This is a genomic window from Mycobacterium sp. MFM001 (assembly GCF_003402475.1).
In the GTDB taxonomy this organism is placed as follows: Bacteria; Actinomycetota; Actinomycetes; order Mycobacteriales; family Mycobacteriaceae; genus Mycobacterium.
Window position 1 is genome coordinate 42,441 of sequence record NZ_BFAB01000017.1, and the last position, 12,943, is coordinate 55,383.

Consider the following 12,943-nt stretch of genomic DNA (forward strand, 5'->3'; position numbering starts at 1 on the left):
GCCTAAGCTTAGGCGCGATGAGGGTGGGCATCGACTTCGGCACAACGCACACGGTCGCTGCGGTGGTCGACCGCGGCAACTATCCCGTGGCGTCGTTCGACGGGTCAGACACCTGGCCGTCGCTGATCGCCGCCAACGAGGACGGCGAACTGCGCTTCGGTGTGGACGCCGCCGCGGTGCGCCACCAGCCGGGCTGGTCGGTGCTGCGCTCGTTCAAGCGGCTGCTCGGCGACGCCGGGCCGCGGACGACCGTCGAGCTGGCCGGGCGCTGCTACCGGCTCGCCGACCTGTTCGTCGGCTTCCTGAGCCAGTTGAAAACCGATCTGCAGCACCGCTCCAACGTCGACCTGGCGCCCGGCGAGCGCATCGAGGCCGCGATCAGCGTGCCGGCCAACGCGTCGAGCGCCCAACGGTTTCTGACGCTGGACGCTTTCGCGCAGGCCGGCTTCGAGGTCATCGCCCTGCTCAACGAGCCGTCCGCGGCGGGCTTCGAGTACGCCCACCGCTACCGCTCCACGATCACCGCCAAGCGCGAGTACGTGTTGATCTACGACCTCGGCGGCGGCACCTTCGACGCATCGCTGCTGAAGATGACCGGACGACACAACGAGGTCATCACCAGCGAGGGCATCCAGCGCCTCGGCGGCGACGACTTCGACGACGCCATCCTCACGCTCGTCCGCAATGGCGCGAACCTCCGCGACGTGGACGCCGCCACCCGGGAGCTGCTGCTCGAAGAGTGCACCAGCCGCAAGGAGGCCGTCGGCCCGAACACCCGCCGCTTCCTGGTCGACCTCGAAGCAGTCGGCAGGCCGCCGTTCTCCTGCCCCATCGACGACGTCTATGCCGCTTGCGCCCCGCTGGTTGACAAGACCATGACGGCACTGTCGCACGTGCTGGCGGACGTCGACTGGTCGGAGGTGGCCGGCATCTACGTGGTGGGCGGCGCGGGCAGCTTCCCACTCGTCGCGCGAAAGCTGCGCGCGTCGTTCGACGAGAAGCGCGTCAAACGCTCACCGCACCCGTTCGCCGCGACCGCGATCGGCCTCGCCGCCTTCCTCGACAAAGAAGCCGGATTTGCGTTATCCGACCGTCTCTCACGGCATTTCGGCGTCTTCCGTGAGGCGCACGCCGGCGAAGATGTCAGCTTCGACCCGATCGTGTCGAAGGGCGTGCAGCTGCCCACCGACGGTCAGCCGCCGCTCGTCGTCACGCGCAGCTACCGGGCGGCGCACAACATCGGGCACTTCCGGTTCGTGGAGTGCAGCGGACTGCGCGACGGCCGCCCCGACGGCGACGTCACACCGTACGATCCGGTCTTCTTCCCGTTCGACCCCGATCTGAACGACGAACCCGACCTCTGCCGCCGGCCCGTGAGTCGGCGCGACGACGGGCCCGACGTCGAGGAGCGCTATGTCGTGACCCCGGGCGGAGCCGTCGAGGTCACCCTGACCACGCGGCCCGATCGGGTGACCCGGACGTTCCGGCTGGCGCGCCACGGCCTCGCCAGCGCGTGAGGCGCCTGCCCGGGTGGGCGGTGGCGCTGGTGGCGGGTGCGTTGCCGGCGCTCGCCTTCCCGGCGCCGTCATGGTGGTGGCTGGCCTGGTTCGCGCTGGTGCCGCTGCTGCTCGTGGTGCGCGCCGCGCCGACGACGGTCGACGGATCCGTCCGCGCGTGGTGTGGCCTGGCCGGCTATGTGCTGAGCACCCAATATTGGCTGCTGCCCAGCAGCGGCCCCGCGCTGGTGCTGATGGCCGCCGGAGTCGGGGCGCTGTGGCTGCCGTGGGGGTGGGCGGCACATCGGCTGTTGGCAGGATCGCCGCTGGCCGCAATGCTGGTCCTGCCCAGCGCGTGGGTAGCGGCGGAGGCGGTGAGGTCTTTGCCGGGTCTGGGCGGCCCGTGGGCTGCGCTGGGCGCCTCGCAGTGGAACCAGCCCGCGACCGCTGCCTCGGCCGCGGTGGGCGGCATGTGGCTGACCAGCTTTCTGATCGTCGCGGTGAACGCGGCGATCGCCGGGATGGTTCTACAGCGGCGCCGCGCAATCCCACTGGTCACGGCGGTAGTGTGCGCGGGACTCGGGCCCGCCTGGTTCGCGCTGGGGCCGGCGCCTCCGGCGGGCGCGACGGCGCGGGTGGCGCTGGTGCAGCCGGGCGTCATCGACGACTCCGCCGCCCGACAGGCGGCCTCGGAAGCGCTCACCGCCACGCTGGCGGGCCGGCACGTTGACCTTGTCGTCTGGGGTGAGAGCAGCGTCGGCGCCGATCCGGCCGGCCACCCGGAGGTGGCGCGGCGGCTGACCGAACTGTCCCGACGGGTCGGCGCCTACCTGCTGGTCAACGTCGACGCGCCGGCTCCGGGCGGCGGGATCTACAAGTCAGCGGTGTTGGTCGGGCCGGCGGGACTGCTGGGTTTCTACAGCAAGACGCGGCTGGTGCCGTTCGGCGAATACGTCCCGCTGCGACCACTGCTCGGCTGGCTCACCCGCCACACCAAGGCGGCCGGCGAGGACCGGCGTCGCGGCGACGGACCGGTGGTGCTGAACGCCGGCTCGCTCGCCATTGGCCCGTTGATCAGTTTCGAAGCGATCTTCCCCGACCTGCCCCGCCGCGAGGTGCAGCTCGGCGCCGAGCTGCTCGTGTACCAGACGTCAACGTCGACGTTCCAGGGAAGCTGGGCTCAGCCGCAGTTGGCCGGCGCGGTCGCGATGCGCGCCGTCGAAGTCGGGCATCCGGCGGTGCATGCCGGATTGTCCGGCGACAGCGCGGCTTTCGACGCGCGGGGCCGCACACTTGCCTGGTGTTCGTCGGGCTATCGCGGCGTGGTCGTCGTCGACGTTCCGCTCGGATCGCACACCACCCCGTACCAGCGGCTCGGTGATTGGTTGCCGGCGTTGGCATTTGCGATCCTCGCCGGCGCCGGCGTGGTGGCTATTGTGCGGTCGCGCGGCTCACGGCGTGGTGTGCACGATCAACACGTCGACCTTGGCCCGGCGTGAGACGTTGGCCGGCACCGATCCGAGCAGCCGGCCGGCGATCGTGCTCAAGCCGACGTTCCCGACGACCAGCAGGTCGGCGTTGACTTCTTCGGCGAGGCCGACAAGAGCGTCGACCGGAGCGCCGACGACCGACCGTTCCTCGATATTCTTGGCGCCCGCGGCGTGAGCCCGGTCTTTGGCCTCGCGCAGGATCGCGTAAATCGGGGCGCTGCCCGACACCTTGTAGCTCTCGTCCTTCAAGACGTCGGCGGCCCGCGGGTCCTCGTGCTGGGGCAGGTACGCCGTCGCGATGATCAGCTTCGCGTCCGCCCCGGCGATGTTGCCTGCCCGGTCGACCGCGCGCAGCGATGAGTCCGAGCCGTCGGTTCCCACCACCACGGTCTTATAGGCGCTCATTTACCCTCCCAGGTGTCGGTTGCTACGCCAACCCAAGACAGTATCGCTTTGCCGGATGCCAGGGTTGGATTTGCGATACACCACACGGGCGGCGCCAGCCGGTATGGCGCACCCCGCGATTGGCGCTCCGGCGCATGCCGCCGTCGATGGACACTCGACGTGATTGGGATACCCTGCCCACCAGGGCATTTCATTGGACAATGCCGCTAGCGGGCGGTCGCGTGGTTGAACAGCCCCACTATTGGCAATGAAGTTCACCACAGGAGCCCTACAGTGACAGGCAATATGGCTGCCCCGATAGTCGACGAGCCCGCGGCCGCGGTCGCCTCGAGCGGTCCGCGGCCGCGGCCTCGTGGCAGGGTCCTCGACCCGTTGGTGATTGCGGTGCTGGCGGCCGTCCTCAGCGGCGCCGCGGCCAGCCGCCCGTCGTTGTGGTTCGACGAGGGGGCGACGATCTCGGCGTCGGCCAGCCGCTCGTTGTCCCAGCTGTGGCGGCTGCTGGGGCATATCGACGCCGTCCACGGCCTGTATTACCTGCTGATGCACGGCTGGTTCGCGGTGTTTCCGCCGACGGAATTCTGGTCGCGGGTGCCGAGCGCTCTGGCCGTCGGGGCCGCCGCGGCCGGTGTGGTGGTCTTCGCGAGGCAGTTCTCGCCGCGCAGCACCGCGGTGTGCGCGGGCATCGTGTTCGCGATCTTGCCGCGAGTGACGTGGGCCGGTATCGAAGCTCGCCCCTACGCGCTGGAAGCGACTGCCGCCGTGTGGCTGACGGTCTTGTTCGTGGTGTCGGTGCGCCGCAACCGGCCGTGGCTGTGGCTGCTCTACACGCTGGCGCTGATGCTGTCGATTCTGTTGAGCATCAACCTGTCACTGCTGATTCTGGTTTTCGCCGCGGCGCTGCCGCTGCTTGCGCGCGGAAAGTCTGCCGTCATCTGGTGGACAGCCACCTCGCTCGCCGCGCTTGCACTCATGACGCCGTTCATGGTGTTCGCGCACAGCCAGGTGTGGCAGGTCAAGTGGATCACGACGCTGAAGCGAAACCTGTTTCTCGACGTCGTGCACCGCCAGTATTTCGACCACAGCGTCCCGTTCGCGATTCTCGCGGGCGTGGTCGTACTGGCGGCCATCGTGGCTCGGCTGGCCGGCCGCCCCGCCCCGCCGGGCGATATGCGCCGTCTGCTGATCCTCTGCGTCGCCTGGATCGTCCTGCCCACCGGCCTGATCCTCATCTACTCGGCGATCGGCGAGCCCATCTACTACCCGCGTTACCTGATCCTTACCGCGCCGGCTGCGGCCGTCGTGCTGGCGATCTGCATTGTCACGATCGCCCGCAAGCCCTGGGCGATCGCCGGTGTGCTGATCCTGTTCGCCGCGGCTGCGTTCCCGAATTACCTTTTCACGCAACGTGGTCCGTATGCGAAAGAAGGCTGGGACTACAGCCAGGTGGCCGACGTCATCGCCGCTCACTCGTCGCCCGGTGACTGCCTGGTGGTCGACAACACTGTGCGCTGGCTGCCCGGGCCCATCCGCGCGCTGCTGGCGACGCGGCCGGCGGCGTTTGCGCCGCTGGCTGACGTCGAACGCGGTGCCTCCGGGCCCGAGCACGGCACGCTGTGGGACGGCCACGTCGCCGTGTGGCTGGTGCTGCCGCGGCTGAACAAATGCACCACCGTGTGGACGATTTCGAGTCGCGACAAGACGCTGCCCGACCACCAGAGCGGCACGTCACTTCCGCCGGGACCGCTACTGGGTCATGCGCCTGCGTATCAGTTCGCCGGCGAACTCGGCTTCCACATCGTCGAACGCTGGCAATTCCATTACTCCCAGGTGACCAAGTCCATTCGGGGCTAGCGGCGAGGCGGGACCCTAGCGTGCTTGGCCGTGCCGCGGGCCGAATACCCCTGCCGGGAACACGTCCGCGGCCCGGATGGCCTCGCGAATCGCCGCCGCGAAGCCGATCAGCTCGTCGGCCTCATCCGCGGACAGTGTCCGCGACGGCGCGTATCCCAGCTCGTCGGTGAGATCCTCGATACGGGACCGAAGTTCGGTGCCGGCCGGCGTCAACTCACCTGCAGCGCGCATGATCCCGCGCGCAATGAGGTTCTCCGTGACTGCGCTCCACTCGTCGGTGCTCCACCCCCGCAGCCGTCGCGCGGATTCGGCGCTGAAACCGATTCCTGTTGCGGTATGGGTGATCAACGCCTCCAGCCCGCCGAGTCCTTCGGTGACCAGGACGGCGATGTGCCCGTCGCCGCGGTACTCACGCAGCAACGTGATCGCGTGCCACAGCTGCACGACCGGGACGTCAGGCCACGGCAATTCCGCGTGGCCCGCATACAGCGGCCGACCGTCAGCATTCGGGATCGACTCGACGACACGGCGTAGCAACGACGCCGCCCGCGCCAATTCCGTTGAGCCACTGAGCTGTTCACCGAGCACTCGGGGCAGCGCGGTCGCGACGATCTCATAGCGAACCCGCGTCACTGTCTCCGGCGACGCTAACTCCCAGGCGGCCGGAATCGCACTGGCCACCAGCCGCGGGTTGAAGTTATAGAACGTTGCCGCAACGACATTCGCCGGCACGGCGCCCATCGGTGCGGAGCGGCTGGCGAAATAGTGGGTGCGGAAGTCCATGCCGAGTTCGCCGAACTTCTCGTTGGCGTCCGGCAGGAAGTAGACCAGCGCGTGCAAGGCGTCCAGGGAGCGGGTCAGCCGTCCGGCGGCGAAAGCGTCCACTCGGCTGAGACTAGCTCTGGCCGCGGGTGGCCCGGTAGGAGGCCAGCACGCCGACCGCCGCCAGCACTGCGAACACCGCGAACAGCCAGCGGGCCGCCATCACTTCCCCGCCCTCGGCGCTGTTGACCACGACGCCGGCCAGTCCGGCACCGAACGCCCCGGAGATCAGCTGGACCACGTTGATGGCAGCCGCCGCCTCGCCGCCTTCGCCGGGGTCGTCGACGCGCTCCATCGCCCAGGCGGACAGGTGCGGCCAGGCCGCCCCGATTCCGATTCCGGTGATCAGCAGAGCGAACGCCCAGAGCGCGACGACGCCGACCGGTGCGTTGTCGACCTGCGTGACCGCGCCGAGCGCCAGCCCGACCGCCATGATCAGCGGCGCGGCCGCAACTACGCGGGCGACGACGCGCGTGCTGTTCAGCGATGCGCTGACGATCTCGCTGACGGTCCAGCCGACCGCCAGCGCCGCCCCCAGGAAACCGGCCACCACTGGGGTCAGGTGTGCCAGTCGCTGACCGAACAGCGGCACGTACATGTCGACCATCGCCGCGGCCATCAGCAACGCCAGGGTCAGGTAGATCCATTTCAGCGGGCCGGAGCCAAAAGCACTGGGCGGCAACACCGCTGCCGACACCTGCCGATCGACCACCAAGAACAGTCCGGCCAGGACCAGGCTGGCCGCGAGCAGCGCTGCGGTCGCGATGTTGTTGTGCGGAACCTCCGCGACGCTGACCGCCAGCGCGGCAGTGCCGAGCAGCAGCAGCGACCACCCCGGCACCTTGAGCCCCGGTGCGGCGCCGCTGCGGCCGGCGGACAGCACGACGGGGACCAGTAGGCCCATCGCCGCGGTCAGCACCGCCATCGCGCCGAACGCCCAGCGCCACAGCCCGAACTGCGCGAAAAAGCCGCCCATCGCCGGCCCGACCACCGTCGCGACTCCCCACATCGCCGACACCAGTGCCGACGCCCGGGTCCACAGCTCGCGCGGCAGAGCCGCGTTGATCACCGCATAGCCCAAACCGGCCAACAGGCCGCCGGCCGCGCCCTGCAGGGTCCGGCCGGCCACCAGGACTTCCATGCTGGGCGCCGCGGCGCACACCATGCTGCCGATCGCGAACACCACCAGCCCCAGCAGATACGACGCTCGGGCCCCGACGCGCTGCAACGCGGCGTAGACCGTGGTGGCCGCGACCACCGAACCCACCAGATACAGCGTTGTCACCCAGGCATATAGCCGCTCGCCGCCGATGTCGGCGACGGTGCTGGGCAGCAGGCTGATCGTCAGGAACTCGTTGGTGGCGTACAGCGCCACCCCGCCTGCCAGCAGCGTCGAGGTCCCCAGATACCTGGGCCCGAGCAGCGCCCGCCAACTGCCGGTGCCGGAGATGGCGGTGTCCGTCACTTCAGGCCGGCGGCATCCATACCGCGCAGTTCTTTCTTCAGGTCGGCGATCTCGTCGCGGAACCGCGCGGCCAGTTCGAACTGCAGATCCCGGGCCGCGGCCATCATCTGAGCCGTCAGATCCTTGATCAGGTCGGCCAATTCGGCCCGCGGCATGTTGGTGGTGTCGCGGCCTTCGACGATGCCGGCACTGACCGCCCGGCCCGGTTCACCCTGCGCCCGCCGCCCGCGCGAAATGCTGCGCCCCGACCCGAGTTCGACGGTCTCGCTGTCGTCGGCTTCGGTGTAGACGCGGTCGAGGATGTCGGCGATCTTCTTGCGCAGCGGCTTGGGGTCGATGCCGTGCTCTTCGTTGTAGGCGATCTGCTTGGCCCGGCGCCGCTCGGTTTCGTCGATGGCCTCTCGCATCGAGTCGGTCATGGTGTCGGCATACAGGTGCACTTCGCCCGACACGTTGCGGGCGGCGCGGCCGATGGTCTGGATCAGGCTGCGCGTCGACCGCAGGAACCCTTCCTTGTCGGCGTCGAGGATGGACACCAGCGACACCTCGGGCAGGTCCAGGCCCTCCCGCAGCAGGTTGATACCGACCAGCACGTCGAACTCGCCGAGCCGCAACTGGCGCAGCAGTTCGACGCGACGCAGCGTGTCGACCTCGGAGTGCAGGTAGCGCACCCGGATACCCATCTCGAGCAGGTAGTCGGTGAGATCCTCGGCCATCTTCTTGGTCAGCGTCGTCACCAGCACCCGCTCGTCGGCCTCGGCGCGTTTGCGGATTTCGCCGATCAGGTCGTCGATCTGTCCCTTGGTCGGCTTGACCACCACCTTGGGGTCCACCAGCCCGGTCGGGCGGATGACCTGCTCGACGAACTCGCCGCCGGTCTGGCTGAGCTCGTACGGGCCCGGAGTGGCCGACAGGTAGACCGTCTGCCCGATCCGGGAGGCAAACTCCTCCCAGGTCAGCGGACGGTTGTCGCAGGCCGACGGCAACCGGAAGCCGTACTCGACCAGATTGCGCTTGCGGGACATGTCGCCCTCGTACATGCCGCCGATCTGCGGCACGGTGACGTGGGACTCGTCGATGACGAGCAGGAAGTCCTCCGGGAAGTAGTCCAGCAGGGTCGCGGGCGGCGACCCCGGGCCGCGGCCGTCGATGTGCCGCGAGTAGTTCTCGATGCCCGAGCAGAAGCCGACCTGGCGCATCATCTCGATGTCGTAGTTGGTCCGCATCCGCAGCCGCTGCGCCTCCAGCAGCTTGCCCTGGCCCTCCAGTTCGGCCAGCCGCGCGGCCAGCTCCTCCTCGATCGTGGAGATCGCGTGGGCCATCCGCTCCGGGCCGGCCACATAGTGGGTGGCCGGGAAGATCCGCAGCGAGTCGACCCGGCGGATCACCTCACCGGTCAGCGGGTGCAGGTAATACAGCGCCTCGACCTCGTCGCCGAAGTACTCGATGCGGACGGCCAGTTCCTCGTACGACGGGATGATCTCGACGGTGTCGCCACGGACCCGGAACGAGCCGCGGGTGAACGACAGGTCGTTGCGGGTGTACTGCACGTCGACCAGCAGCCGCAGCAGCGCATCCCGCGGCACTTCCTCGCCGACCCGCAGCTCCACGGACCGGTCCAGGTAGGACTGAGGTGTGCCCAAGCCGTAGATGCATGACACCGAGGCGACGACCACCACGTCGCGCCGCGACAGCAGCGCCGACGTCGCGGAGTGCCGCAGCCGCTCCACGTCGTCGTTGATCGAGCTGTCCTTCTCGATGTACGTATCGGTCTGCGCGATGTACGCCTCGGGCTGGTAGTAGTCGTAGTACGAGACGAAGTACTCAACAGCGTTGTGCGGCAACATCTCCCGCAGTTCATTGGCAAGCTGCGCGGCCAGCGTCTTGTTGGGCGCCATCACCAGGGTGGGCCGCTGAAGCCGTTCGATGAGCCACGCCGTGGTGGCCGACTTGCCAGTGCCGGTGGCGCCGAGCAGCACCACGTCCTTCTCTCCCGCCTTGATCCGCCGCTCGAGCTCGTCGATGGCGGCCGGCTGGTCGCCGGCCGGGTCATGCGGGCTGACCACCTCGAAGCGGCCACCGGCCCGCACCAACCCCTCAACGTCCTCAGCGGCCGGGCGGTACTCGGAGTGCGCAACCACCGGGTGTTCGGTAGCGAAAGCCATATCAAAAGCCTAGAACCAGGCACCGACAAGCAGTGTTCCCCCGGCTTATGCTGGCGCTATTCATCCGCCCAAGCACGAGACATTCGACCTGGTAGCCCGCACCAACACCGATCCCAAGGGCATCGTGCGGGCCGTCGACGAGTACACGGTGCGCCCCTGGGGCCTGTACATGGCCCGCCCGGCGCCCCACCGCAAACAGTTCCACTACCTCCAGTCGTGGCTGCTGCCGTCGCTGGGTCTGCGGGCCACGGTCTTCCACTTCAATCCCGGCCACGAACGCGACTTCGACTACTACCTCGACGTCGGCGAATACACACCCGGACCCGCGGTGTGGCGTTCCGAGGACCATTACCTGGACCTGGAGGTACGCACCGGTAGCGGAGTGCAACTCGCCGATGTCAACGAGTTACTCGTGGCCGTGCGGCACCACCTCCTGACCCCGGAATGTGCCGAGTTGGCGGTGCAACGCGCGGTCGCCGCCGTCGACGGCCTGGCCCGGCATGGCTACGACCTACAGCGCTGGCTGGCGACTAAAGGCATGGAGCTCACCTGGCGCGCTGAGTAGTGCGCAACCGGCGCGGGTACTTCCCTGGGTATGGCGCTACGCGAGACCGACCTGCCCGACGAGCCGGTGCCCGACTGGCGAGCCCCGATGCTCGCCACCCTGACCGACCGGCGATTTTCGAACCCGCAGTGGATCTTCGAGCGCAAGTTCGACGGTGAGCGGTGCCTGGCCTTCCGCGACGGCCACCAGCTGCGACTATTGTCACGGAATCGGCAGCCGCTCAACGGGACTTATCCGGAGCTGGTCGATGCTCTCGCCGCGCAACGGACATCCAGGTATGTCGTGGACGGCGAGGTGGTGGCATTCCAGGGACGGCGGACCAGCTTCGCCCGGTTACAGGGCCGGCTGGGTATCACCAACCCCAAACAGGCCCGGGCTACGGGAATAGCGGTGGTCTACTACATCTTCGACCTGCTGCACCTGGACGGGCACCGCACCACCGAGCTGCCGCTGGCATGGCGTAAGCGGCTCCTGCGCAATATGTTTCAGTTCAGCGATCCGCTGCGATTCACCGCCCACCGGGTGCAGAATGGCGAGGCCGTGTACCACGCCGCATGCGCGCGCGGCGACGAAGGTGTGATCGCCAAGCTCGCCGACGCACCCTATGTGGGCGGCCGGTCAACGAACTGGCTGAAATTCAAATGCGTGCGCGACCAAGAGTTCGTGGTCGGCGGCTACACGGCACCGAAAGGCAGCCGGGTCGAGCTGGGTGCGCTGCTCGTCGGTTACTACGACGGGCGCGACCTCGTCTACGCCGGCAAGGTGGGTACCGGGTTCGACGACGCGACCCTGCGCAGGCTACACAGCCGACTGTCAACCATCGAGCAGGACAGGTCGCCCTTCACCCGGGGTCTACCTCGTGAGCACGAAACCCGTTGGGTACGTCCAGAACTCGTTGTCGAGGTGGGTTTCAGCGAATGGACACGCGACGGCAAACTGCGTCATCCGCGTTACATTGGCTTGCGGACCGACAAAGAAGCCCGCGAGGTGGTCAGGGAGACACGCTGATGGCCCGCATCCACGTCGAGGTCACCCACCCGGACCGGGTGCTGTTCCCCGCAGACGACATCACCAAGGGCGACGTCGTCGACTATTACTCCGAGCTGGCGGACGTGATGGTGCCGCATCTGAAGGGCAGACCGCTTACGGTGCAGCGGTTTCCGCGCGGCATCGACGAGGCCGGCTTCATCCAGCAGGACTTCGCCGATTCGATGCCCGACTGGATGGGCGCCGCACAGGTAACCAAGGAGGACGGCACGGTGGTGCACCCGGTGGTCGAACGTCGGGAAGCACTGGTCTGGCTGGCCAATCAGAACTGCATCACGTTGCATGCCTGGCAATCTCGGCAGAACCGGCTGGACACACCGGACCTACTGGTGTTCGACCTCGACCCGTCGGGTAGCGAGTTTGCTGCCGTTCGGGCCACCGCCCGCACCGTCGCCGATGTGCTCGACGACCTCGGTTTGGTGCCGTATCTGCAGACGACCGGATCACGTGGGCTGCACGTGATGGTGCCGCTGAGCGGCAATGCCGACTTCGACACCGTTCGCCAGTTCGCCCGTGACGTCGCGGATTTGGTGGCGGCCGACGACCCCCAGCATCGCACGGTGGAAGCCCGTAAGAACAAGCGCGGTAGTCGCGTCTATCTCGACGTCATGCGAAATGCCTACGCACAGACGGCGGTTGCGCCGTACTCGGTTTGGGCCCGCCGCGGCGCGCCGGTGGCCACCCCGCTGGAGTGGGATGAACTGAATTCGCGCGGCTTGCGTGCGGACCGGTTCACGATCCGCGACCTGCCGAAGCGGCTGGCCGGACAACGCGATCCGTGGGCGGACATGCACCGGCATGCCCGGTCGCTGACCCGCCCACGCCAACGACTGTCGAAATGGCTTGGCGCCCGTGCCTGAACTGCCCGACGTCGAAGGCTTTCGCCGCGGGTTGGCCGACACGTTGCCCGGCCGGCGGGTGCGGCACGTCGAGGTCCGCGATGCCGGCGTGTTGCGCAACACCAGCCCCCAATCGCTGGGACGCGCACTGCGCGGCCGCCGCTTCGATGCCCCACGGCGGCACGGCAAGTGGCTGATCCTGCCGACCGACGGCCCGACGCTGCTGGTGCACAGCGGCATGACGGGCCGCCCGTACTACGCGTCCGGCAGCGACGAGCCCGACGGCCCGGTGCGGCTGGTGGTGACGCTGGATCGTGGCGAGCTGCGCTACGCGGACCTGCGCAAGCTGCGCGGGGTGTGGCTCGCCGGCGACGATGACGAGGTGGCCGGTGTGACGGGACCGCAGGGACCCGATGCCCTGGACATCGACCTGCGGACCTTCAGGGAGGTGTTGTCCGGCCGGCGCGGCGGCCTGAAACCGGCGCTGCTGGACCAGTCCGTGATCGCTGGGCTGGGCAACTTGCTCACCGACGAAATCTGTTGGCAGGCAAGGCTGCATCCGTCCCGACCGGTCACCGCCCTTGACGCCGACGAGGTCAAGCGGATGCACGCCACCATGCGGCGAGTGCTGCACACGGCGGTACGCCACGGCTGCGTCCCCGGGCTGCCGCGGTGGCTCACCGGCGCGCGCGACGAGCCGGACCCGAGCTGCCCGCGCTGCGGTGCACGGCTCGCCCGCGGTCGGGTCGGCGGCCGCACCACGGTGTGGTGCCCGCGCTGCCAACCTGGCTAGCCGGC

At 68.6% G+C, this 12,943-nt stretch carries 11 protein-coding genes; 7 read left to right on the forward strand and 4 right to left on the reverse strand.

All coding sequences use genetic code 11. From position 1 onward, the window contains the following. Positions 1-17 precede the first annotated feature (17 nt). Both MFM001_RS21760 and lnt read left to right on the forward strand, forming a co-directional pair. Positions 18-1,517, forward strand: coding sequence for an Hsp70 family protein (locus MFM001_RS21760; protein ID WP_116377337.1), 1,500 nt, complete (start codon positions 18-20; stop codon positions 1,515-1,517). 26 nt (positions 1,518-1,543) lie between these two features. Continuing rightward, on the forward strand, positions 1,544-2,995 hold the full coding sequence (lnt, locus tag MFM001_RS21765) for an apolipoprotein N-acyltransferase (RefSeq protein ID WP_116377370.1): 1,452 nt from the start codon (positions 1,544-1,546) through the stop codon (positions 2,993-2,995). Here the strand turns inward: lnt and MFM001_RS21770 are convergent. Then, the gene (locus tag MFM001_RS21770) at positions 2,948-3,391 is read right to left on the reverse strand and encodes a universal stress protein (protein WP_045383227.1); all 444 of its coding nucleotides are present in this window, start codon (positions 3,389-3,391) and stop codon (positions 2,948-2,950) included. The genes lnt and MFM001_RS21770 overlap by 48 nt on opposite strands. Before the next feature lie 285 nt (positions 3,392-3,676). On the opposite strand from MFM001_RS21770, the gene MFM001_RS21775 reads away from it, so the two are divergent. After that, positions 3,677-5,242, forward strand: a complete 1,566-nt coding sequence (locus MFM001_RS21775) for a hypothetical protein (RefSeq protein WP_116377338.1) — start codon at positions 3,677-3,679, stop codon at positions 5,240-5,242. 15 nt (positions 5,243-5,257) lie between these two features. Here the strand turns inward: MFM001_RS21775 and MFM001_RS21780 are convergent, their stop codons facing one another. Genes MFM001_RS21780 through uvrB form a run of 3 tightly spaced genes read right to left on the reverse strand, consistent with a single transcriptional unit; the run spans position 5,258 to position 9,694 of the window. Continuing rightward, complete coding sequence (locus MFM001_RS21780) at positions 5,258-6,127, reverse strand: hypothetical protein (RefSeq protein WP_116377339.1); 870 nt, start codon at positions 6,125-6,127, stop codon at positions 5,258-5,260. 10 nt (positions 6,128-6,137) lie between these two features. Beyond that, on the reverse strand, positions 6,138-7,529 hold the full coding sequence (locus MFM001_RS21785) for an MFS transporter (RefSeq protein WP_116377340.1): 1,392 nt from the start codon (positions 7,527-7,529) through the stop codon (positions 6,138-6,140). Beyond that, positions 7,526-9,694 carry an excinuclease ABC subunit UvrB gene (uvrB, locus tag MFM001_RS21790; RefSeq protein WP_116377341.1) on the reverse strand — a complete coding sequence of 723 codons (2,169 nt, stop codon included), beginning with the start codon at positions 9,692-9,694 and terminating at the stop codon, positions 7,526-7,528. The genes MFM001_RS21785 and uvrB overlap by 4 nt, the downstream gene beginning before the upstream one ends. 124 nt (positions 9,695-9,818) lie before the next feature. Between uvrB and MFM001_RS21795 the strand changes: the two genes are divergently transcribed. From MFM001_RS21795 to MFM001_RS21810, 4 genes are read left to right on the forward strand one after another with little or no spacing between them, the layout of a single operon-like run. Continuing rightward, a complete protein-coding gene (locus tag MFM001_RS21795; protein WP_192887020.1) occupies positions 9,819-10,259 on the forward strand; it encodes a DUF402 domain-containing protein in 441 nt (146 codons plus the stop codon). Between the two features lie 30 nt (positions 10,260-10,289). Next, positions 10,290-11,267, forward strand: coding sequence for a non-homologous end-joining DNA ligase (gene ligD, locus MFM001_RS21800; RefSeq protein ID WP_116377343.1), 978 nt, complete (start codon positions 10,290-10,292; stop codon positions 11,265-11,267). Then, positions 11,267-12,166 carry a non-homologous end-joining DNA ligase gene (ligD, locus tag MFM001_RS21805; RefSeq protein ID WP_116377344.1) on the forward strand — a complete coding sequence of 300 codons (900 nt, stop codon included), beginning with the start codon at positions 11,267-11,269 and terminating at the stop codon, positions 12,164-12,166. Before ligD (MFM001_RS21800) ends, ligD (MFM001_RS21805) begins: the two co-directional genes overlap by 1 nt. Further along, entirely contained in the window at positions 12,159-12,938 is a 780-nt protein-coding gene (locus tag MFM001_RS21810; protein WP_116377345.1) for an Fpg/Nei family DNA glycosylase, read from the forward strand. Before ligD (MFM001_RS21805) ends, MFM001_RS21810 begins: the two co-directional genes overlap by 8 nt. Positions 12,939-12,943 lie beyond the last annotated feature (5 nt).

Coding starts and splice junctions, on each gene's coding strand:
- MFM001_RS21770 (WP_045383227.1), bottom strand. CDS start 3,391: ATGAGCGCCTATAAGACCGTGGTGGTGGGAACCGACGGCTCGGACTCA.
- ligD (WP_116377343.1), top strand. CDS start 10,290: ATGGCGCTACGCGAGACCGACCTGCCCGACGAGCCGGTGCCCGACTGG.
- uvrB (WP_116377341.1), bottom strand. CDS start 9,694: ATGGCTTTCGCTACCGAACACCCGGTGGTTGCGCACTCCGAGTACCGC.
- MFM001_RS21775 (WP_116377338.1), top strand. CDS start 3,677: ATGGCTGCCCCGATAGTCGACGAGCCCGCGGCCGCGGTCGCCTCGAGC.
- MFM001_RS21760 (WP_116377337.1), top strand. CDS start 18: ATGAGGGTGGGCATCGACTTCGGCACAACGCACACGGTCGCTGCGGTG.
- ligD (WP_116377344.1), top strand. CDS start 11,267: ATGGCCCGCATCCACGTCGAGGTCACCCACCCGGACCGGGTGCTGTTC.